Raw genomic sequence first — 22,118 nt, 5'->3', positions numbered from 1 at the left:
AATAGAAAACGATTAACACAATGATATCAATAGAAAAAAATCAAGTTTGGTTCGTGACAGGGTCTCAGCACCTCTACGGTCCAGAGACACTCAAACAAGTAGCTGCTCACTCCGAAGAAATCGCAAAATCATTGGATGCACACAACAATATCCCTGTAGAAATAGTATACAAAGGGGTCGTGACGACTCCAGAAGAAATCACCAAAATCTGCCTAGAATCCAACAACTCAGAGCACTGTATCGGATTGGTGCTATGGATGCACACCTTCTCCCCAGCGAAAATGTGGATCAATGGTTTGAAAGCACTCAACAAGCCTTTTCTCCATCTGCACACGCAGTACAATGCGGAAATTCCTTGGTCTACGATTGACATGGACTTCATGAACCTCAACCAATCGGCACACGGTGATCGTGAGTTTGGATTCATCTGTACGAGACTTGGCATCAATAGAAAGGTAGTCGTAGGCCACTGGCAAGACGAGCGCGTCGTAGAGCAAATCAATGTATGGACTCGCGTCGCATCAGCACACCACGACGCACAACATGGCAAAGTCGCTCGTATCGGGGACAACATGCGCGAAGTAGCAGTCACTGAAGGAGACAAAGTAGAAGCACAAATCAAATTTGGCTACTCGACCAACGGATATGGAGTAGGTGATGTGGTAGCACACATCGAATCAGCCACTGATGCACAAGTCAAAGCCTTGATCGAAGAATACGAAGCAACATATACTTTGGCGGACGCCATCCAAACGGGAGGTGCACAAAGAGCATCCCTCGAAGATGCTGCAAGAATCGAAATCGGTATGCGAAGTTTCATGACTGAGGGCGGCTTCACAGCATTCACCGATACCTTCGAAAACCTATACGGCATGAAGCAATTGCCAGGTATCGCTTCACAACGACTGATGGCTGACGGCTATGGTTTCGCCGGAGAGGGTGACTGGAAAACAGCTGCGCTTGTCCGTACCATGAAAGTCATGGCAGCTGGCATGAAAGGAGGCAACTCGTTTATGGAGGACTACACTTACCACTTCAGCACCAACGGCGACAGAGTACTCGGGTCTCATATGTTGGAAATCTGCCCATCGATCAGCGGTGAAAAAGTCAAATGTGAGGTGCACCCACTTGGCATTGGTGGCAAAGAAGATCCTGTCAGGCTGGTGTTTGACGCGGCGGCTGGCAAAGCACTCAACGCTTCAGTGGTAGACATGGGTGGCCGCATGCGTATGATCGTCAACAACGTCGAAGGAACTGCTCCTGAGCAAGACCTACCCCACTTACCCACAGCACGTGTACTTTGGGACGCCAAACCAAACCTAGAGATTGCGGCGCAAGCTTGGATCTTGGCAGGTGGTGCACACCACACAGTATACAGTCAAAACCTAGGCAATGAATACCTAGAAGACTATGCCGACATGGTAGACCTAGAAATCGTGACCATCGATGAAAACACGAACATTCGTGATTTCAAAAACACACTCCAGCACAACAACGTCTACAGACAAGTAAAATAGAGTTTTTAGTAATTAGTAATATAGTTTGGAGAGGTGCTTGTAGAGGCACCTCTTTTTTATTGAGCGAGTAGAGAGACACCCTATGTTCGACTTCCAAATTGTCATCATTGGCTGCAAACTTCCCTCCCAAATCTCTGTGGTCAAACCCCAATAGCCATTAACTTTGGCAGCTCATTCTAACCCTCGGACATGGAAGATATGATATTCTACGATAGGCTGCAGTTTGCATTCACTATCACCTTTCACTACCTGTTTCCCCAACTCACTATGGGACTATCACTGATCATTGTCTACTTCAAGTGGCAGTACCTCCGTACCCAAACCGAAACCTACAATGATGCCGCGCGTTTCTTCATGAAGATCTTCGCCATCAACTTCACCATGGGAGTCGTGACCGGTATCCCAATGGAGTTTCAGTTTGGCACCAACTGGGCCAAGTTCTCCGAACTGACAGGAGGTATCATCGGGCAGACCCTTGCCATGGAAGGCACCTTTTCCTTCTTCCTCGAATCGTCCTTCTTGGCCCTGTTCATCTTCGGTGAAAAGCTCATGGGGCAAAAACTTCATCTACTCACCGGGTTCTTGGTCTTCCTCGGTTCTTGGGCCAGTGGCTACTTCATCCTCGCCACCAATGCCTGGATGCAGCACCCTGTAGGATATGAGATCCTTGCCAATGGCAAATTTGTCTTGACCCACTTCTCCGCGCTCTTCAGCAATCCCTGGCTACTCCCCGCCTTCCTTCACAACCAAATGGCCTCTGTCGTCACCTCCTCCTTCGTCGTGGCGAGCATCGGGGCATTCTACCTCCTGAGCGAATCCAACGTCGCATACGGCAAACTCTTCCTCAGGACAGGTATTCTCTTCGGACTCGTATCTAGTCTATTGGTGGCCTTCCCTACTGGTGACTGGAATGCCAAGAATGTAGCCAAACACCAACCCGCAGCATTTGCGGCGATGGAAGGCATCTTCGAAACCGAAGAAGGAGGTGCAGAAATCGTCCTCATCGGCCAACCCAACATGGTCGAGAAGAAACTAGACAACAAAATCGCTGTACCCAACGTCCTCAGTTTTCTCACCTACCAAGAGTGGGACAAGCAGGTCATCGGCATGAACGAATTTGATCCAAACGAACTCCCAGACAACATCCCTGCCCTCTACTACTCCTATCACATGATGGTAGGTCTAGGCACCATATTCATCGCTGTGATGGTCTTGGCTGCTTTCCTGCTTTGGCGCAAAAAGCTCTATAGTACTGCCCCTCTACTTTGGGTCATCTTATTTCTATTTCCCTTCCCCTACATCGCCAACATCACCGGTTGGTATGTAGCTGAGCTTGGCAGACAACCCTACCTTGTCCATGGACTCCTCCGTACCATCGAGGGCATCTCACCCACCGTCTCATCGGGCAATACCCTCTTTACCCTGCTCGGATTTGTAGGACTTTACCTATTGCTAGGCCTGCTGTTTTTACTCCTTGTCGGAAAAACCATCTACACTGGACCTCACCCTCAAAAACACTAACACATGGAACTCTTTTGGTTTATCATCATCGCCATCGTCCTGACCACTTTTTTTATCCTAGACGGATATGATTTCGGTACAGGCATCATTCATTTATTTTTTGCCAAAGAAGAAAAAGACAAAGAAGTCATCGCCAAGGCGGCGGGCCTGTTTTGGGACTCCAACGAAGTATGGCTTGTCGCAGGAGGCGGACTCATGTTCATGGCCTTCCCTACCTATTACGCCTCAGTATTCAGTGGCTTTTACCTCCCCTTGATTCTCGTGCTTTGGTTGATCATCTTCCGTGCCATAGGCCTAGAGCTGCGAGGACAGTTTGACTATCCCATGTGGAAATCCATTTGGGACAAGTCCTTCGGAGTAGCCAGCCTTCTCATGGCTCTTTTCTTTGGCATTGGGCTCGGCAATATCGTCCGAGGTGTCAATCTCGGTGGTGTAGAAAATGGTGTATCTATGTACGAAGCACACTACTTTTTCCTCCCACTATGGAACGATGGATTCAGTCCAAGTGGCGTACACCCAGGAGTCATAGACTGGTTCACTGTCATCATCGGACTCATCGCGGTAGTGACTCTAGCGATCCATGGTGCCAACTGGATTCGCCTCAAAACCAACGCCAGCATCAACGAACAGCTCAAAAAGGTCACCTTTCGGCTCAGTATGACGCTGATTGCACTGACGATATTTTCCCTACTCGTATGGCACGTCATAAACCCCAGCCCCTTTGGCAACTTCGCTGACCATCCTATCTATATCGTTTTTCCGTTGATCTATTTGACAGGGATCACTGGGTTATTTTTCGCACCGACCGATTGGCTCAGGTTCTGCAGCTCGTCTCTCGTAATCATCGGAGGTATCACCTCTTCACTTGCCTCGATCTTCCCGGTGATTCTACCCTCTACCAATGATCTCAACGACGCACTCACCATCTACAACACCACCACCTCTGAATACGGGCTTTCTGTGGCAGTCGGCTGGGTGATCCTTGGCATCCTACTCGTAGCAGTCTACACTGTAGTACAAAAGAAACTCCTAGGAGGCAAAATCGATGACATGGACTATGGCCACTGATCTAATATGCTAGAGTCCGGTCTATCCCTGCTCAGTATCGGGTGTGGCATCTTAGGTGCCCACCTCACCACAGTGCTATTGCCACGACTCAGCTTTGGCTTGACAGGCAACACCATAGCAGGCGTATTTGGCAGTGTCTTCTTGGTCAAAAGTCTGGGTAGACTGGGATTCAGTCCCTCCTACATCATCGTCGACCAACAGGTAGACAGCCCTCTTCTACTTCTCAACTTGTTGATTTCCCTAATCAGTGGTTTTGGTGCTGTGATCTTCTCCCGCTTCATCCAGCGACAGTTCCTCCCCTAACCCGTTCCCCTTACATTTAGGCAATACACCTAGGTCCCAAACCCGACACTTGGCCCCAAAGTTGTCATATCGTCATTATGTATTCTGCTTTCAATATAGTAATATTACAAATTATTATATGATAAGTAATATTTAACCAATAAATACAGCTATGATCACACTAAAGAAAAAGTCCTTCTATATCCTAAGCATACTCTCCATCTATTTCTTAGCTTCATTTAGCTCCTGTGCCTCACGCAAATACCAAACAGACTGGATGGATCTACCTCACGCTCGCAAACTTGACAAGAAAAAAGGCAAGCAATCGAAGAAATTGCAAAAACACGCAGGCCCCGCTAAACAATACTAGAGGCCAATCCATGTGTACCCCTCTATGGGTATCACTACATTGTCTTGGTGTGTCCATGCCCAGCTACTCACTTCCCGTCCAGCCTTGATCAACCGCTGATTTAGTAGCATCATACTTTGGGTCAGCCTGTTTCCCTATTCCACAGGACACTCTCATCGTCTCAATCATTTCAAATGAATAATTTTGCTTTTCTCACTTAATAATTAGATATTTATCTAAATGTTTAATTAATGAACAAACTATTCAAGGCATTGAACGACGAGACACGACGAGAAATCATTGAAATGCTGAAAGACGGGGAAATGAATGCTGGGGAGATCGCAGATCGATTTCAAATCTCCAAACCCAGTATCTCTCACCATCTGGACATACTCAAACAAGCTGACCTCATCACTGGAGAAAAGAAAGGACAGTTCGTCATGTACTCGCTCAACACCACTATTTTGGACGATCTATTGACATGGATCCTAACCGTAAAATCATGAAAAACTTCAAAAAGGAAGGATTCTATATCCTCATCACGCTACTGCCTATACTATACTTAGGCGTCATCTACGAGACACTACCAGAGCAAGTCCCTGTACACTGGAACATCCAAGGGGAGGTCGATCGCTATGGTTCCAGACTGGAACTATTCATCATCGCCTCGATCGGACTATTCACTTACCTGACTTTCGCAATCATGCCCTTGATCGACCCCAAGAAAAAGATCCAACAGATGGGAGGCAAATTCAATCAGTTGAGAAACCTCCTGACCCTCCTGATGACAATCCTAACAGGGGTCATACTCTATTCCATACAGCACCCTTCCCTATCTACCGTTGATTTGATTTTTGTAGTCATCGGAGCAATATTTTTCGTATTTGGCAATTATTTCCAAACCGTCAAAGCCAATTATTTCATCGGTATACGCACACCTTGGACACTCGAAAACGAAACCGTATGGAAAAACACCCATCGTCTAGGCGGAAAAATATGGTTTGCTGGAGGTCTAGTGATTATCTGTACCAGCCTGTTGTTCAACGCCCCATTCAACATGTATGCTTTCATAGGGATTACACTTCTGATCACGTTGATCCCAGTAGTCTATTCCTACGTAGATTTCAAACGGATCACAAAGCCCAGTTCATAGGTCTATTAGGCTGCATTCGAGACAAGTGCTAAGGCTTCACTTGAAACTTATTACCCGTTTTGAGTTGTTGTTGGTACTTGTCCTCGTCAAACTGATACAAGAAAGCCCCTTTCTTACCTGTCGTACGCTTCTTCTCATTTAGTTTGACCAAGATATCAAGTGAATCGATGCGCTTGATGAAGTTACGCTTGTCCATTTCCGTCTCAAAGATCGCTTCGTACAAGGACTGTAGCTCTGGCATAGTAAATTTGGGAGGAAGGAGTTCGAACCCTACGGGGTAATGCTCTGCCTTGTATTTGAGGCGCTGGTGTGCTCGATCGACCATCTCGTTGTGATCAAAAATAAGATCGGGCATCTCACCCAAATCAAACCACGACGCATCGTGTTGCTTGCTCAGCTCCTCGTCATGATCCTCGATATTGATGAGCGAATAATACGTGACACTGATGGTCCGCTCTACAGGATCTCTATCGACCTGATTGAAACAAAAAAGCTGCTCCAAAAACACATCTTGTAGACCAGTCAAACCCAACAAAATACGGCTAGCCGCATCATCCAAACTCTCAGACTTCTTGGCAAAACCACCCATCAAGGACCATTTCCCCTTTTCTGGCTCAAAATCCCTTTTGATCAATAGAAGTTTCAGCTTATCACCATGAAACCCAAAAATAATACAATCCACTGCGACCAATAACCGGTCGTACTCTTTGTAAAGTGTCATAATCACACAAGTATAGACGAATCTCTGTAGAGATGAAAGCATCTACAAAGGCAAATCCCTTATTGTTTGCCCTCTTCTACGGTCAAGGCATACACTCACCCTACCTATTACTGACAAAAGATTGCTGTTGTCGTATGGTGCGAAAACCGCATTGCCTAAGCAGATGGCCAATGTACTAAACAAGGAAGATACCTCTACTGGGCTCGGAGCATCCTGACACCATACACTCCGCCTGCTGTCTTCCCTGGTAAGGACTCGAACCGAATACTTACCTTTTGTTTGCCTTGGGTGACATTTCGGGGTAGTTCGTAGACTTCATCATAAAACTCATCTGGTCTGTTTCTCTCCAGTTTTTGCGTAGCTATGATCTGCCCATCTGCCAATACTTGAAATTCACGATTGCCGGCATCTCCACCCCAGTAGGTGACCATCAGTTCGTTGCTCGCCTGTGGGTCGACCGTCATCTGAAAGGCAAACCATCCGTCGGTAGCATGTCGCCATTTGCGATTGAAGGCCTCACCCGATTCGGTGTTTTCTCCTACTAGCTCATGATCTCTCTCGGGCTGCATTTCTCCGATGCGCAGGACATCCATCGTCCGTGTATCGAGGATTTCTTGTGCGCGACGTTCTGCTTCGACTTTTTCCTTGTGGTTGGCCCAATCCTCCTCGTTGTAGCGATCGAGATAGACGACATACGGCTGCTCATACAACTGATAAAATGGCATCATCACTACATCCTGCGGATATCCAACCTGAGTCTTTCCACTCATCTTGGCAGCATCCCAATCAATCCAGTCATACCCCTCATTATCTGCCAAAAACACTGGGTAGTTATGCGGCTCCATCCCCTGAGGCAATGCTCCCGCCAAAAGGGTAGGGCCATAAAACATGGCTATTTTCTTATCAGACCCGAGTAGCTCCTCAGCGTGCAAGTCCATGGCCAGGCTCAGTGCTATCTCATCGCCTGCGGCCCATTTTTCATCCAATTTCAAATATCCATTGGTTAGCAGCCCCGATATGGGCTTACCATTGAGGGTCACCTGATGCCCCCTGCTCCATGCCGGTATTCTTAAGTAAAGCGACTGAAATGCCTCATCCACGTCTTTGATTTCAATCCGAACAAGGGCTGACTCGGGGTAATCGCTTTTTTGCGTCAAGCGAATATGGTCTAACGTCAACGCCGATGCGATGTACTGATCGATCACCACGGATTGATCAGGGGCTTCATAGTAGATCAGTCCTCCATACTTGGCGTGATTTTCCCAACCGCTCCCTACGCAGCACCAAAACGAATCGAACGGGTCGCTGTAGGTCTTTTCACCGCCCGCATCCAGCGGCACAAAATAGCAGACCATCCCCGTCTCTGGATTTTGAGAGGCCAGGATATGATTGATTAGGGCCTTTTCGATGTAGTCACCCCACTGCCCGTCAAACTCCCATGTATTGACGTGCTGGGTGAGTTTGATCATGTTGTAGGTATTGCAGGTCTCTGAGGTGCTCTCTGACAGTCGATGCTCGAGCTGTCGCGGCGCACCAAAGTGCTCGTGCTCACTGTTTCCGCCGTTGGCATAACTGTGATCATTCAATACCGTTCGTAGGAAATAAGCAGCGATGGTGCTGTCTTTGGTATCTCCTTTCAACTCATAGAGTTTGGCGGCTCCTACGATTTTAGGGATTTGGGTATTGGCGTGCTGACCGGACAATTGATCCGTCTGGTTGGCGAGTGGATCCAATACGGACTGGTGATAAAATCGTCTCGCCAGTTTCAAATATTTTTCATCTCCTGTGATTTGATAGAGCTTGGCCAGGATGTCGTTCATCCCCCCAAACTCACAGGTCAGCATCTCTTGAAACTGCTCCTCGGTCAGTCCATCGAATGTCGTATCGATCCAATCCGAAAACTTGCGCGCAACGCTGAGCGCCGCGTCATTGCCGGCGAACGCATAGGCATCTACCAATCCAGCGAGCAGTTTGTGCTGGGTGTACCAGGGCACCCATAGTCCATTGAGATCAAACCCTTGCGAACGGATGTCGCCCGCTGCGACTTGTAGCCACACGCTGTCCTGACCCGGGATTGCGCCGATGTAGCCGGTAGCCATTGCTTCTTGGCATTCCTGCAATTCGGACGTGATGTAATCCACACGCTCCTTGTACACCGCCTCTCCCGTGGCTGCATACATCATGGCACAGGCACTGATATAGTGCCCGAGTGAGTGCCCCGAAATCCCCCGGCTTTCCCACCCCCCGTAGATTTCACCTTTTGGCTCCAGCCCAGCATACAGTCGGTATCGATGCAGCAGGCGATCAGGCTCCAGCGCTTGCAGCCACTGGCCGTCTTTGATCATCGCGTGTTGGTAGGGGCCATCGAGTAAGCGCACATCCTGTATGTCTACTGGTGTGAGCACCAACCTATCGTTGGACGGACTGGATGCCTGCTGTTGGCAAGCGAATAGAAGGAATAGAAAAGGAATAAAATAAATTCGTTTCATGCTTAGGGTCATCATATCAGCGTAGGTATAAAAGCCATGGCGTCATGCACAGATTTCATGGCTCATACCTCAATGTCTTGTTATCAATTAATTCGCAATGGCGCTCACGCCGGCAGTCGTACGGGTGATGGGTTGGATGGTTCCATCTTCGTTGAAGTAGAGATTTTCGATGCAGACCGATCGTCTAAACTCACCCCCTGTCGGGAGTTGACCGTTGTGGTATACAAGGTACCAGTTGCCCTTGTACTCCACTACCCCTACATGATGTGTGGGCGAATTGGGTAATGCACCATTGAGGTTGCCCTTGTATTCCCAAGGTCCCTCCGGGCTATCGGACATGGCATAGTCGATCTCCTCTGGAAATCTCGCCGAATAGATCAGGTAATAAAAAGCGCCACGCTTGAACACCCAAGGCGCCTCCGTAAACTCGGGCACAGGTATCGTCTGTATCGGACCATCCAGCTCGATCATGTTGTCTTTGAGTTTGGCCCATTTCAGCACGGTATTGCCCCAGTAGATGTAGGCACTCCCGTCCTCATCGACGAATACTGCCGGGTCGATATCATCCCAAAATATGTCCGTCTGCTTGGTCATATCGTTGGTGATCAAAGCCTCCCCTTTGGCATCCTTCCAAGGGCCGGTCGGGTGATCTGCTACCGCCACGCCAATGGCCTTGCCTGGAATAGTACCGTGCTCTACGGTCACATACCAATAGTATTTGCCGTTCTTTTGCTCTGTGTGCGCTGCCCATGCCTGACCATTGGCCCACGCAAAATCAGTGGCACGAAGTTTGGCGCCATGCTGCTCCCAGTTGACCATGTCCGTGGACGAAAACAACAACCAGTCCTTCATCAGAAAGCCTTCTATCCCCTGTGCCTGCTCATCGTGCCCTGTATAGATATAGAAAGTATCGTTGGCAACAAAAGGCGCCGGGTCTGCGGTGAATACATTTTGGAAAATGGGATTTTGGGCAGTGATGTCCTTGTCCTTTTTAGACGCTTGCCCTTGTTTAGTAGTACAGCCGGCACCAACCAGCACGCCCATCAATATTACCAATGTCCTTTTCATCATTTAGTTAATTTAAAAACTTCTCAAAGCATACTAAACCAAACAAAGCATAACCTGCATCTGCTCGTAAGCAAATGCAGGTGAAACCAACGTTACCTCAGTATTTGAATTTTTCTATTTAATTTTTGTTCGTCATTTTGTAAAACGATCACATACAGACCGTTCTCCAAATCACTTACATCCAGTGAATAACTGTGATCCACAAAGTCCTCGTGCTTCACCAGTGCGCCCGCAGTGTTGTAAAGCATCAGAGAGGTAGTCAATTCCTTGTTTCCCGGCATCTTGATCTCTATAAAGTCCTGCGCTGGATTGGGATATGTCTGTACCAATGACGCATCGGCAAGCGACTTGTTTTCAATGTCGTCGGCTGTCCTTGCACCGATATTCACTGGTGTGAGACTAAACTGCTGATTGTAGCTGTTGCTGTAGCAGGTGTATTGGATCATGTTGGCGCCATCGCTCGAAGACACACCATTTACATCCAGACATTTACCACTGGCTGCAGAGGCTAAGGAATAATATCCTCCTCCCCGATCTACCAGGTGCCACTTTTGGCAGTCATTGTTGAGCCAGGACCACAACTGTACGTTGGCCAAATTATCCGCGCTGCAGTTGGCCACATCGAGTGCCAATCCACTGGCGCTGGCAGGTGATATTCTCCATGTACCGTTGCCCGCATCTGTGAAAATCCATTTTTGGCAGTTGTTGTTGAGCCATGACCACTGATTCACATTGGTTCCATCGGTATTGCCACAGTTGACGACATCCACTGTTTTCCCACTGTGCCTGGGGGCAATGCGGTAGGTTCCTCCAGACACCACGGGGCTAGGAGGAGCGCCTACATAGGGCCATCCATTGCTGTAGCCAAAATCTGAGCGCGTCATTAGTTTTGCATTCCCGTTATCATTCCCATCGTAAAAGTGATAGGTCAGACGCCCTTCTCCATAGCCAAAGTGTCCCGGACCGATGATATTTCCGTTTTGATTAGGCAGGAACACTCGCTCGTTGGTATATGGACCGGTGATACTCGTAGCTCTCGCTACCACCATGTAGTACGAACTATTGACTCCTCCACAGCATAGACCTCTCTGATAGTAGAGATAGTAATATCCTCCGTTCTTCATCAATCCAGGACCTTCTACTTGACCACTCACCAAGTGCGTAGATGATGAAATAGGCTTACCTGTAGCGGTACTCAATTCGATGATATCAATTCCGGTTTGCCAGTTGCCCCACGACATCCATAGACGACCATTGTCTAACAACAGCGCAGGATCGATGGCATTGTTGCCAGCGACGACCATACCCTGATCAGTCCAAGGCCCAGCCAAGTTGGTAGCCGTAGCGACTCCAATAGCCGCCGGGGCTCCATTGCCCGCACATGAATAATACAGAAAATAAGTGTTTCCAACTTTGATCACATCCGGTGCCCAAAAGAAGCCATTGAAGCCACTGACATAATTGCTGATCCATCCTGGCCAAGTCCCTATGGCAAACGGTGTCGGCTCTGGCCGCCAATCAGTAAAGTCAGCATTGCTGGACGACATAGCCCACACCCCATCGCCAGTTGTAAAAATCCAATACCTACCGTCGCTATTGCGAATCATGGTAGATGGATCATGACTAGGTGCATATTGTGCCTGCGTCACATCCGTGATCCAAAGTAGCGAAAACAGCAGCATCCCACCGAAATACATCGGTCGGAAAATGCCCAGACCCCTGCGGGTCGATTGTAGTAATTGTCTTATCATGATTATTAAATTGTGGATCTATCAACAGATCCGTTATACATTGTTGACAGGTATCTCCTGCTATTCAATGCTAACCCATGGTACGGCAACAACTTTTCCGTTTACTTTTTATTCTGATTTAAATACATGTAAATCAACCGATTACAGGCTTTCTCAAGACTCTATGACATACTTAGAAATCCGTCGAGAGTATTTAATATTATGCCCCTTTCTACGCAGATCGTTGATCATTTTTCTGACGGTTCGCTCCGAACAGTCAAACTTTTCGGTCAAATCTCTAGGGGAAGCCAATCTCCCTCTCTGGATCAGTTCTAAGGTGTACTCTAAATGTTTCCAATAGCTGAAATAATCCATATTCAAAGCTTTTTAGGCATTCACCTTTCCACCTCGTCTCTCTCCCTTTGCCTATTTGTTTTTCAATTCAATTTTTTCGGGCCAGCCGTCTTGGCTCCATTTGATCTCTTTTATAATCAATTTGGCATGACCATCGGCCTGCATGTCATAGCCATGAAAGACCAGATAGTCTTTCCCATCAAAAGTATAGGCACTGTTGTGCCCAGCGCCTGCCCAGCGATCATTGCCTTCTACGACCAGGGTACCGCCTCCCTGATTCATCGGCTTGCCCTCTCGATCTATGAAGGGTCCCAATGGACTTTCGGAGCGCCCCACCACTACCTTGTAGCTACTTTCTTTGCCCCTGCAGCAATAGTCCCAGGACACGAAGAGGTAATAGCTCGTGTCTTTTTTGAAAATAAAAGGTGCCTCTATCGCTGCGTCGCCTGGATCCTTGTCGTCCAGTTCGAAACTTCTCTCCCTTCGGGCAATGGTTTTCCATTCTTGAGGTTGGGCTATCGCCGTGCGGTTAGGGATCAGCTTCACCGCCTTCATCCCATCCCAAAAAGAGCCAAAAGCCATCCATGGATACCCTTCCTCATCCACGACGATGTTGGGATCTATGGCATTCCATAGGTCTCGGTAGGGTACGGACTGAATGATCATGCCCTGATCCTTCCATTGATAATTTGGAGATTTTGGATCTAATGTAACATTGGTAGCCAGACCAATGGCAGACGTATTTTTAGCAAAGGATGAAACCGAATAGTAGAGATAATATTTACCATCATAGAAAGATATGTCTGGTGCCCAGATATGTCCGGTGAAATCCGTGACGGCCTCCTTGGCCCACTGCGGGGGCTTGTCGAATACTCTCGGCTCAGAAGTCCAGGTTTTCAAATCTTTGGACGAATAGGCCGTGATTCCCCAACCGGTGCAGTAGAGGTAATAGGTACCCTCATGCTGGATCATGACTGGATCGTGAACCCCTATATCATATACGCCTTGAGCGAATACTAGTGGATACCACAAACTCAACCCAAACCCTATTACAATCCCCTTGATACTTTTCATTACTTCACCATTTTTTTACCCCAATATGCTATTCCTTCAGTGGTCAATCCCGTAAATAGAAGCGTCTCTCCAACCTCATTTTCCCAGTCTCTGCCTCGTTCTACTTTGAGTTTGAATGGAGCAGACTCTCCCTCCAGATCGAATATCAACCACGGAGACTCGTAGGTCCATGTGCCCACAGATGCGCCAGACACTGTACCATCCGAATGAATCGCCAAATCCATGCTGACTTGAAAATCAGGAGATACTTGTTCGTCCCCATAGCCTGGAACGACTTGATAGTCCATGACGATCTGCTCCCAATCACCCGCAACCTCACCGTGCTCCACTGACCTCTCCTCCTCAGCCGCATAACGCTCTGGGCTGACCATCGGCCACCCATCTTCGCTCCAGTGAATCTGTCGGACATGCAAGAGCATGTAGTAGCTATCTTCTCCTGGACGCCCTTGATGTGCCATATAAAATTCTTTGCTTTCCTGATCGATGAAAACAGACGGATGAGAAACTCCTTGCCAACCAGAATGCCCCCGAAATTTGTAGGGTGCCAAAATCATCGGTAGGTCATCCACCTCATCGTTCATATTACGACCCAGCATGTCATAGAATGGTCCTTCAGGATAGTCGGACCGTCCGACCCGGACATTGTACTTGGTCTGCAACCAGTCGTAGGAGAGAAACATGTAGTACTTGTCGAACTCCTCGTTGTAAATGATTTCGGGTCCTTCGATGTTTCCATTGATGCTATGCCCCGTAAAGGCTCTTTGTGCTACTCTTGTTCCAATATCTCCCGTTTGTTTTGGCAAACCCGTAGATGGATTCAATTCGATTTTGTAAATACCATCCCATGCCGATCCATAATAGAACCAATGTACTCCATCCTCTCCCACCACCACTGTCGGATCTATGGCATTGGTTTGTCGCGTAGAATTGTCCAAAGAAGTCACAACAAGCCCTCGTTCTTCAAATGGTCCATAAGGCTTTTCAGAGACCATCAACCCGATGGCACTAAGTCGAGGCACAGCCGAAGATATCGAATAGTACACGCGATATTCACTACCTACCTTCATGACATAAGGCGCCCATAAGTTATCAAAAGGTTCTCCTCCATTGGATCGGATATGGTCCAACCCCAATGGTGGGTACCCTCTATCAGACACCTGATCTGTTGGTAGGTTGTCTCCTCCTACTACCCAACCGACAAATTCCCACTCCACTAGATTTTTGCTTCGCCGAATTTGATGCCCGGGTCTGACAGATGTGCCATAAGCTACATCAGTTGTATAACAATAGAAAAAATCCCCATTGTCGATGATGGAGGGGTCATGCACGTTGTAGTGCGCCCAATCGTAAACATTCGAAATAGGGGCTAGTGTCGCATAAGTATCATGAAACTGAGAGAAATCAATAGGTCCATCACCTAGATTGGAATCCAACGTATCCGAAGGATCTTTGGTCGTAATACCCGTCGGCCCTAGGTCATCATCACAGGAGGTAAATACCCCCAGTGATGTGATCAAAACTATTACTACTATTAAAAACTTATTACCTACTACGATCTTCCTCATTTCCTTCACGCGTTTCATTTTTGATTTATTTCACTTCCAAGACTACTACCGAAAACGGTGGCAAAGTCACTACCCACTCTTCTCCCTTTTTCTTGAAGCCTTTGAAGTTCTCTGGAGCAATTAGCGTACCCTTATCAAAGGAATTGTAATCCTGCAATTTGTCCGATGACAAAATCTCTCCGCTCATTTTTTTGCTATTCGTTCCAAGCAATTGTAGGCTCACTTCCTGTGACTCTTTCGAATCGATGTTGACCAAAGAGATGTGCGTCACACCTTTGCTATCAACTGAAGCCGAACCCGATACAGCTGGCAATTTTTCATCCTTGTATACATAATCAGCAGTCGTCAACTCCATCGGCAATAACGTCGCGTCCTGGTGTACGTTGTACATTCTCATGACGTGGTAGGTAGGTGTCAGTACTAGTTTTTCCTTGTCAGTCAAGATCACAGCTTGCAAGACATTGACGATCTGAGCAAGGTTGGCCATTTTGATTCTGTCCGCATGGTTGTTGAAAATATTGAGTGTCGTCCCTGCTATCATGGCGTCACGCATGGTATTTTGCTGATACAAAACTCCCATGGTCTGACTTTCGGGTGCATCGTACCACCCTCCCCATTCGTCAACAATCAGATCTACTTTCTTTTCTGGGTCGTACTTGTCCATGATGGCTATATGCTTGGTGACCAACTCCTCCATAAAGAGTGCTGACTTCATCGTAGCAAAATACAAGTCTTCGCTAAAGTCTTTGGCAGGTCCCTTTTTCCCCCAATCAATCACCGAATAAGAATGTAAGGCAACTCCTTCGATCAGTGGTTTAGGAATGTCACGCATCAATACCTCGGTCCAATTGTAGTCCGCACCATTGGCCCCAGATGCAATTCTATATAGCCTGTCAGAGTTGGACCAATCCGTCATGAACGTGCTGTACTGCCTGAATAAGTTGGCATAGAACTCAGGCGCCATATTGCCACCACAGCCCCACATTTCATTGCCTACACCCCAATACTTGACGTTCCAAGGCTCGGTGCGACCATTCTCTATCCTGAGATCTGACATGGGACTACCCCCTTTGTGGTTGACGTACTGCACCCAATCTGCCAATTCTTTGACTTGCCCACTCCCTACGTTTCCGGCGAGGTACGGCTCTGCTCCAATCCGTTCACATAGATTCAAAAAATCATGCGTACCGAAACTGTTGTCTTCGGTGGTGCCTCCCCACCATTGGTTGACGATACTTGGTCTATCTGCACGATCACCGATCCCATCCATCCAGTGATAAGTGTCTGCGAAACATCCCCCAGGCCATCGGAGCACAGGTACTTTCAATTCGATGAGGGCATCGATGATGTCCGTCCGGACACCTTCTGTATTGGGGATCGACGAGCCATCTCCCACGTAGATTCCATCGTAGATACATCGTCCCAGGTGCTCGGCAAAGTGACCGTATATGTTCCTATTGATGATGTACTCCCCTTCGTCTGCTTGGATCGTCACCGTTGCTTTTTGTGCGTGGCTTGATACAACCAGTCCACATGCTACGATTGCTAATAATGCTTTTTTCATGTCCTTACTTTTTCACTCCTACTTTGATGATTGACAGAGACAACGCCTCTAAATCAACTGTCAAACTCTTTCCTTTTCTTTTTGATTCTACTATCCTTGGGCTGATTTTGTCGCTTTCGTCGAACGAATTGACAGCCTCCAAATCCTGTGTAGCCAGTACCTCTACGACTACTTGATCTCCCAGTTCAACACCTACCACATCGAAATTGGCCTGCATCGCTGAATTGTTAGTATTCACGATTTTGATGATAAGCCCTCCTGCCTTTTCGTCTCGTGTCGCTGATGCATACAATCCATCCTGACCTGTCACTGCTTCTCCATCTCTCTGAAGTGGAATGACGTGCGTACCGGGATTGTTTGCATAGAGTTTCTGCACATAGTAATTGGCCGTACCGTATGCGTCGAGGTTGTTGAACCAGATCATGTCTGGAGTCCATTGCCAGCCATCCGCATGGGCAAAAAGAGGAGCGTAAGACGTCAGGTTCACTACTTCTGCATTGCGCTCCAACCCCGTCATAAACGCCGCTTCTGACAGGGCACACTCCCAGTTGTTTTTGTTGTCGGGAGAAGCTATAGCGACACTTTGTGCAGCATATTCTCCGGCAAATATTTTCGGGCCGTTTCGGTCATAGTCATCATAGCGTTTGGCATTCGCCAAAAACCACTCGGGACTGTTGTAAAAATGCTCATCGATGATTTCTACGTTCATCTCTATGAGTTCTTGCATCGCATAGTCAAACTGCTCTCCCTCTGGGAAAGGTCCCGATCCTGAGACCACTATCATCTCTGGGTAACGAGCTTTGATGGCCGCATCGAAGACCTTGTAGCGCTTGATGTACTCGGGCCCCCACTGTTCGTTGCCCACTCCGATGTATTTCATATCAAATGGCTCTGGGTGCCCCATCTCTGCACGCAGTGATCCCCACTCGGTATCAGTCCCTCCATTGGCAAACTCAATCAGGTCCAGTGCATCTTCGATATAGGGGTCCAGCTGATCCATCGGCACGAGTTCACCGCTATTGAACTGGCACGCAATTCCACAACTCAAGATCGGCAAAGGTTCTGCTCCCAAATCCTCCGACAACTGAAAATACTCAAAGAATCCCAATCCAAAAGACTGGAAGTAATCTGGAGCCAAACGATGGGCAAACTCGGTATTCCATCGATTGATGAGAACTTCTCGTTGGTCTATCGGCCCCACGCTTTTCTTCCATTGGTAACGTTTGGATAGCTCACTACCCTCCACGATACATCCCCCCGGAAATCTCAAAAATCCTGGTTCCAAATCCGCCAAAAGCTGTACAAGATCTTTGCGAAGACCTTTGGACCTACCCATCCAAGTATCACGAGGAAAGAGTGAAACCATATCCAAATCAACCAATCCAGTTCCTTCAAAGATGATATTCAATTTGGCTTTGGCCTCTGTCGCTGTAGCTTGGATAGAAGCCTCGTAGTTACTCCATATTTTCTGATTTGGATCTACTACCGATTCACCGAGTACTTTGCCTAAGCTATCGATCAACTGCACTCTCATCTTCGTATCTCCGGAGGTCTCTGCCGCCTCGAGGGTGAGGTCGTAGGTTTCACCTTTCTTGATCCCCATGCCTCTGAATCCTTCGTTTCGGAGTTCAAAAGCCCCTGATTTGTTGACCTCTACTCGCAGAAAGTGGCTGTTCTTTTTGTCATATCCTACATTGACCACTGAAGCGAACCCTGATGCTTCGTTCATCGAATGGCGGTCACTGTTGGGCTGAGTCCACCCCATCATCGGCGTATCAAATTCGAAGGACCTGTTTTTGATCATTTCGGCATAGATGCCTCCATCCGCGGCGAAGTTGATATCCTCGAAAAATATCCCATACATGGTCGGCTCTACTTTGGCGATGGTTCGTTGATAGTCGATCCAAAAGTCAGCCGATTGAGCCTGAGAAGCTGGCTTTTCTGATGTGGCGTTGCTACAGCCCCAAGCGAGTACTGCACCCATTCCTATACCCAAAATGTGGTTTAAAATTTTATTCATGCGTTTATATTTCTTACACCAGATCCTATGATCTGATTCCTTTTGACTTTTCTTCTTTATTCTAGCCTTCGTAGCTACTGTACTTTTTTCCCCCAGATAGATTCTCCGTATGAATTCAACCCAGCGAATACAAGGGTCAATACTCTCGGGCTTGCCTCCCAATCCACCTCACGTTCTACACACAGCTGGGTACTGCCAATGGTGAGGATCTGCTGAGTCTCGTCAAATGACCAATCTCCAGTCATGGCACCCGTAGCTTTCCCATCTGCTGATAGTGAGAGAGCCAAAGAGGTCTGCTGTGTACCGTATTCGTAGCGTAGTGTGATCTGCTCCCAGTCACCGGCGAGTTCATCTTCACCAATTGCTTGTTCAGGGACAGCGGTGTATCGTTCGGGCATGACCACTGGCCATCCGTCTTCTGTCCATCGTACTAGTCTTACATGCCCCATCATGATGGCATTGCTATAGGCATTCCCTCCTGTATTGGCAGGCAGTCGAGCTTGTGAAGCATACAACCAATCTCCAGATTCTTCATTCATAAACATGGCATTGTGCGCAAAACCAACCCACCCTGAGTGATTGTCAAACTTGTATGGGTGTGTTAGTATGGGGTAAACATCCCCTCCGTTGGTCACACTTGATCCATTGTACCCCTTGTAAGGTCCTGTAACATTTTCTGCTCGGCAGACTCTCGTGTTGTAGGGTACATCCAAGCCGTCATAGGCCAAAAACAGGTAGTAATATCCCGTCTCAGCGTTATAAATCACCTCGGGACCTTCTGATCCCTGCCACCTGGAGCCCTGGGTACGAGTGTAGATGTGTGTACCCCAAGTGGATTCATCTGTGCTATCAAATGTGTGCAAAGGCAGACCTGTACCCGAATCCATCTGAACCGCAGCAATACCGCTATGCCATGAACCATAAAAAAGCCAATGCTCTCCTTCAGGTGTAATGACATAAGAAGGATCAATAGCATTGTACTTAAAATAACCACTCCAATCGTTGGTCGATGACCTCTGCCAATCAGTTCCCCGATCGGATACTGAACAAACGACCATCCCCTTGTCTTCCCAAGAGTTTTGCGAAAGATCAGAGGTTTCCATCATGCCTATAAAAGCCCTTTCTGTCCATGTATTGTCAAAATTATCTTGAGAAAATGGCAGTCCATTCCCAATCAGATTGTCTACGACAATACTGTAATACATGCGGTAGACGTTTCCGACTTTTCGCACGACGGGGGCCCAATGTCCAAATACGGGATTAACTATTGGATCCAAATCCACTCTAGCTCTCATGTTGTTTAGGGTGTCCTTGACCCAAGCGGGGGTTTCTGACATAGATGCTCCTATATAAGACCAATCAACCAAATCCTTGGATCGACGACCATGAAAGTGCCCATGCCCGTCGTGAGCATTTCCATAGGATGCATTGGTACCATACATGTAATAGTATTCCCCGTCATATACAACACTCGGGTCATGTACATTGGCCAAATTCCAATCCGATCGGTCATTCCATGAAGCCATCGCTGCATAATCGTCCACGTATGAAGGAATGGTATAGGTAGTATCCGTTTCAGTCTCTTCCTCTGTCTCTTCTTTTATAGTGATGCCGGTAGGTTCTAAATCCTCGTTGCTACACCCTGCAAACCATAGAGTCGCTAGGCTGACGGATAAAAACAGTAAATACTTATGTCTCATTTCTCATCTATTTATCTTAATCTGGTGCCATGACCTGCTCTATTTTTAAAGCCTGCAAATGCGGATTCACCAAATTTCACCTCGTTGTGTTTTATCATAATAGGTCCGTCGGTTTAACCTGAAAGGCATCCCTATCGACATACAAACAGTACATCGATAAGGAGTCTTTGTTTTTTGTTGTTTAGTTCAAGTCTACAACTGGTCGAATAGACCACTTGGCTTTGAAAGCAGGTGCATTGTCCTCATTCTTATTGGCCGAGTTGCCTTCCAAATTTGGGTTGGCATTGAGTGTCCCTTGGAATATTGGAAAATACTCATGGCCGGGGTTGAAATACTCAAACGAAGAATCATCCGCTGTAGCAGCCGTCAGCTCTTCGGTAGAAGCCGTGCCGTCTCGCTTGTAATAACCGTGCTCCACCAGCTGATTGAGACGACCTGCATCGTAAAAGAATCCCCAACGGAGCAAATCAATACCACGACCGTTTTCGCAACCGAACTCTTTCGGACGTTCAACATTCGCTATTTGCTCGAAAAGCGCATCAGCAGACGAAAAATCAGAAAGCTGAAGGTCTTCGAGTGCTACACGTCGACGTACTTCGTTGATGTAATCAATCGCAACCTGTGTAGGCCCATTGATTTCATTTTCGCACTCAGCGGCACGCAACAATACATCGCTATACCGCATCAATCGTAGGTTTACTCCACATTGCAACCCGTTGGTGATCGAACTGTATATGTTGTTTCGTGCATTGGTAAACTTCGCTATGGATATCCCACCTTGAGCATTGTTGGATAGTGGAGTTTCCGTTACCTCTTGCTGATAGACCATGTTGTTGCGCGGGTCTCCATTGGGGTATGCTGCAGTATTGAGGTCAGTGTAGTTGCTGTACTCTGGCTCGTAGGTGACCAATGTCCAGTACAAGCGAGGGTCAAGACGACCATCCGTGCTGTTTTCTTTTTTAAACAAGTTGTACAACCAAGGTGAGCCTGCTAGATCACCCCAGCTACCCAATTCCTGAGAAGCGAAGTTGCTTTCTACAGCATGCCCTTGAGTGGCTTCTCTACTGATATTTACAGGAGTCCATTCTTCGTCTGTACCTCCTGTGCCAAAATCCATAAACTGAACTTCGAATAGGCTCTCGGAGTTGTTTTCGGTGTCTTCCCTGAAATTGTCACCATAGTCAGCTGTCAGTGCATAGGTTCCATACATACCCGCGATAATGTCTTTGAGTACTGGATAAGCCTCGTCAAACTTGTGACGAAACATCAGTGCACGAGCCAGATATCCGGCAGCAGCTCCACTTGTTGCACGACCTTGTGCCCATTCTCCTCCTTCATTTCTCGAAGGCAACATTTGCATCGCTGCAGCAAGATCGATCTCTATCTGGTCAAATACCTCGTCTTGTGTATTGTTGGCCGCATACATTGTATTGATATCCGAGTAATCTGCATAGTCTACGATCAAAGGCACCGTCTGGTAGTAAGTAGCCAAATGGTAGTAGGCCAAAGACCTGAGAAAGAGAGCTTGCCCTGCGATCTGATTGTAAGCATCTTCTGACATCTCTACTTCATCGACTTTGGAGAGCACAAAGTTTGTACGGTTGATGATATGGTAGTTGTCTCTCCATGGCCACTCATCTCCAATCCCGATAGTACCTGGGGAGTTGAGGTTGTCATACTCCAAATACCACTGCTGAGAGGAGTTCCAGACTTCATCCCCACGTACAGCATCCAAAGTATAACCCACACGGGCAAATGTACCATCAAGACGAATACGGTTGTAGCATGCTATGATAGTCTCCTGAAGCTCTGACTCTGAATCCCCAAAATCGAAGGTTGTCTGATTGTTTGGATTCTGAACTTCGAGTTGGTCGTGACAGGCCATCATGCCTCCCATCAGTGCCAACGTCGTTAGAATTATATATATACCTTTCATATTGATA

18 protein-coding genes are annotated in these 22,118 nt (G+C 47.4%); 7 read left to right on the top strand and 11 right to left on the bottom strand.

The genetic code is table 11. The features are described from left to right. The first annotated feature begins 20 nt into the window (after positions 1-20). The 7 genes from araA (at position 21) to BFP72_RS04425 (ending at position 5,890) form a co-directional block, all read left to right on the top strand. Positions 21-1,517, top strand: a complete 1,497-nt coding sequence (araA, locus tag BFP72_RS04455; protein ID WP_099597997.1) for an L-arabinose isomerase — start codon at positions 21-23, stop codon at positions 1,515-1,517. Positions 1,518-1,706: 189 nt separating this feature from the next. Continuing rightward, on the top strand, positions 1,707-3,038 hold the full coding sequence (locus tag BFP72_RS04450; protein WP_099597996.1) for a cytochrome ubiquinol oxidase subunit I: 1,332 nt from the start codon (positions 1,707-1,709) through the stop codon (positions 3,036-3,038). A 3-nt stretch (positions 3,039-3,041) separates the two neighbouring features. Continuing rightward, positions 3,042-4,106, top strand: a complete 1,065-nt coding sequence (cydB, locus tag BFP72_RS04445) for a cytochrome d ubiquinol oxidase subunit II (protein ID WP_099597995.1) — start codon at positions 3,042-3,044, stop codon at positions 4,104-4,106. 6 nt (positions 4,107-4,112) lie between these two features. Then, entirely contained in the window at positions 4,113-4,409 is a 297-nt protein-coding gene (locus BFP72_RS04440; RefSeq protein WP_099597994.1) for a hypothetical protein, read from the top strand. Positions 4,410-4,560: 151 nt separating this feature from the next. Next, a complete protein-coding gene (locus BFP72_RS04435) occupies positions 4,561-4,758 on the top strand; it encodes a hypothetical protein (RefSeq protein ID WP_099597993.1) in 198 nt (65 codons plus the stop codon). 230 nt (positions 4,759-4,988) lie between these two features. Next, positions 4,989-5,243, top strand: coding sequence for an autorepressor SdpR family transcription factor (locus tag BFP72_RS04430; protein WP_099597992.1), 255 nt, complete (start codon positions 4,989-4,991; stop codon positions 5,241-5,243). Continuing rightward, a complete protein-coding gene (locus tag BFP72_RS04425; RefSeq protein WP_099597991.1) occupies positions 5,240-5,890 on the top strand; it encodes an SdpI family protein in 651 nt (216 codons plus the stop codon). The genes BFP72_RS04430 and BFP72_RS04425 overlap by 4 nt, the downstream gene beginning before the upstream one ends. A 28-nt stretch (positions 5,891-5,918) precedes the next feature. On the opposite strand, the gene BFP72_RS04420 is transcribed toward BFP72_RS04425, so the two are convergent. From BFP72_RS04420 to BFP72_RS04370, 11 genes are all read right to left on the bottom strand, one after another. Then, positions 5,919-6,611 (bottom strand): NUDIX domain-containing protein, encoded by a 693-nt coding sequence (locus BFP72_RS04420; protein ID WP_099597990.1) that lies wholly within the window; start codon positions 6,609-6,611, stop codon positions 5,919-5,921. Between the two features lie 194 nt (positions 6,612-6,805). After that, entirely contained in the window at positions 6,806-9,100 is a 2,295-nt protein-coding gene (locus BFP72_RS04415; RefSeq protein ID WP_158233284.1) for a beta-L-arabinofuranosidase domain-containing protein, read from the bottom strand. Between the two features lie 87 nt (positions 9,101-9,187). Beyond that, positions 9,188-10,171, bottom strand: coding sequence for a glycoside hydrolase family 43 protein (locus BFP72_RS04410; protein ID WP_255397154.1), 984 nt, complete (start codon positions 10,169-10,171; stop codon positions 9,188-9,190). Positions 10,172-10,260: 89 nt separating this feature from the next. Next, positions 10,261-11,919, bottom strand: coding sequence for a family 43 glycosylhydrolase (locus BFP72_RS04405; RefSeq protein WP_099597988.1), 1,659 nt, complete (start codon positions 11,917-11,919; stop codon positions 10,261-10,263). A gap of 153 nt (positions 11,920-12,072) precedes the next feature. Then, the gene (locus BFP72_RS04400; RefSeq protein WP_099597987.1) at positions 12,073-12,273 is read right to left on the bottom strand and encodes an HTH domain-containing protein; all 201 of its coding nucleotides are present in this window, start codon (positions 12,271-12,273) and stop codon (positions 12,073-12,075) included. 51 nt (positions 12,274-12,324) lie between these two features. Continuing rightward, a complete protein-coding gene (locus BFP72_RS04395; protein ID WP_099597986.1) occupies positions 12,325-13,326 on the bottom strand; it encodes an arabinan endo-1,5-alpha-L-arabinosidase in 1,002 nt (333 codons plus the stop codon). Next, a complete protein-coding gene (locus BFP72_RS04390; protein ID WP_099597985.1) occupies positions 13,326-14,909 on the bottom strand; it encodes an arabinan endo-1,5-alpha-L-arabinosidase in 1,584 nt (527 codons plus the stop codon). Before BFP72_RS04390 ends, BFP72_RS04395 begins: the two co-directional genes overlap by 1 nt. A gap of 7 nt (positions 14,910-14,916) precedes the next feature. Then, complete coding sequence (locus BFP72_RS04385) at positions 14,917-16,455, bottom strand: alpha-N-arabinofuranosidase (protein WP_099597984.1); 1,539 nt, start codon at positions 16,453-16,455, stop codon at positions 14,917-14,919. 4 nt (positions 16,456-16,459) lie between these two features. Further along, positions 16,460-18,475, bottom strand: a complete 2,016-nt coding sequence (locus BFP72_RS04380) for an alpha-L-arabinofuranosidase C-terminal domain-containing protein (RefSeq protein WP_221406470.1) — start codon at positions 18,473-18,475, stop codon at positions 16,460-16,462. A gap of 74 nt (positions 18,476-18,549) precedes the next feature. Then, on the bottom strand, positions 18,550-20,175 hold the full coding sequence (locus BFP72_RS04375) for an arabinan endo-1,5-alpha-L-arabinosidase (RefSeq protein ID WP_099597982.1): 1,626 nt from the start codon (positions 20,173-20,175) through the stop codon (positions 18,550-18,552). A 181-nt stretch (positions 20,176-20,356) separates the two neighbouring features. After that, positions 20,357-22,111: a RagB/SusD family nutrient uptake outer membrane protein gene (locus BFP72_RS04370; RefSeq protein ID WP_099597981.1), complete on the bottom strand. Its 1,755-nt coding sequence runs from the start codon at positions 22,109-22,111 to the stop codon at positions 20,357-20,359. Positions 22,112-22,118: the final 7 nt, after the last annotated feature.

Origin of the sequence: Reichenbachiella sp. 5M10 (genome assembly GCF_002742335.1) — a bacterium.
GTDB lineage: Bacteria > Bacteroidota > Bacteroidia > Cytophagales > Cyclobacteriaceae > Reichenbachiella.
This window is presented reverse-complemented; position numbering and strand designations above follow the sequence as displayed.

Excerpts from the sequence above, each read along its gene's own strand:
- BFP72_RS04415 (WP_158233284.1), bottom strand. The coding sequence starts at position 9,100 with ATGAAACGAATTTATTTTATTCCTTTTCTATTCCTTCTATTCGCTTGC.
- BFP72_RS04405 (WP_099597988.1), bottom strand. The coding sequence starts at position 11,919 with ATGATAAGACAATTACTACAATCGACCCGCAGGGGTCTGGGCATTTTC.
- BFP72_RS04395 (WP_099597986.1), bottom strand. The coding sequence starts at position 13,326 with ATGAAAAGTATCAAGGGGATTGTAATAGGGTTTGGGTTGAGTTTGTGG.
- araA (WP_099597997.1), top strand. The coding sequence starts at position 21 with ATGATATCAATAGAAAAAAATCAAGTTTGGTTCGTGACAGGGTCTCAG.
- BFP72_RS04435 (WP_099597993.1), top strand. The coding sequence starts at position 4,561 with ATGATCACACTAAAGAAAAAGTCCTTCTATATCCTAAGCATACTCTCC.
- BFP72_RS04375 (WP_099597982.1), bottom strand. The coding sequence starts at position 20,175 with ATGAGACATAAGTATTTACTGTTTTTATCCGTCAGCCTAGCGACTCTA.
- BFP72_RS04390 (WP_099597985.1), bottom strand. The coding sequence starts at position 14,909 with ATGAAACGCGTGAAGGAAATGAGGAAGATCGTAGTAGGTAATAAGTTT.
- BFP72_RS04430 (WP_099597992.1), top strand. The coding sequence starts at position 4,989 with ATGAACAAACTATTCAAGGCATTGAACGACGAGACACGACGAGAAATC.
- BFP72_RS04420 (WP_099597990.1), bottom strand. The coding sequence starts at position 6,611 with ATGACACTTTACAAAGAGTACGACCGGTTATTGGTCGCAGTGGATTGT.
- BFP72_RS04400 (WP_099597987.1), bottom strand. The coding sequence starts at position 12,273 with ATGGATTATTTCAGCTATTGGAAACATTTAGAGTACACCTTAGAACTG.
- BFP72_RS04410 (WP_255397154.1), bottom strand. The coding sequence starts at position 10,171 with ATGATGAAAAGGACATTGGTAATATTGATGGGCGTGCTGGTTGGTGCC.
- BFP72_RS04440 (WP_099597994.1), top strand. The coding sequence starts at position 4,113 with ATGCTAGAGTCCGGTCTATCCCTGCTCAGTATCGGGTGTGGCATCTTA.
- BFP72_RS04385 (WP_099597984.1), bottom strand. The coding sequence starts at position 16,455 with ATGAAAAAAGCATTATTAGCAATCGTAGCATGTGGACTGGTTGTATCA.
- BFP72_RS04380 (WP_221406470.1), bottom strand. The coding sequence starts at position 18,475 with ATGAATAAAATTTTAAACCACATTTTGGGTATAGGAATGGGTGCAGTA.
- cydB (WP_099597995.1), top strand. The coding sequence starts at position 3,042 with ATGGAACTCTTTTGGTTTATCATCATCGCCATCGTCCTGACCACTTTT.
- BFP72_RS04370 (WP_099597981.1), bottom strand. The coding sequence starts at position 22,111 with ATGAAAGGTATATATATAATTCTAACGACGTTGGCACTGATGGGAGGC.
- BFP72_RS04450 (WP_099597996.1), top strand. The coding sequence starts at position 1,707 with ATGGAAGATATGATATTCTACGATAGGCTGCAGTTTGCATTCACTATC.
- BFP72_RS04425 (WP_099597991.1), top strand. The coding sequence starts at position 5,240 with ATGAAAAACTTCAAAAAGGAAGGATTCTATATCCTCATCACGCTACTG.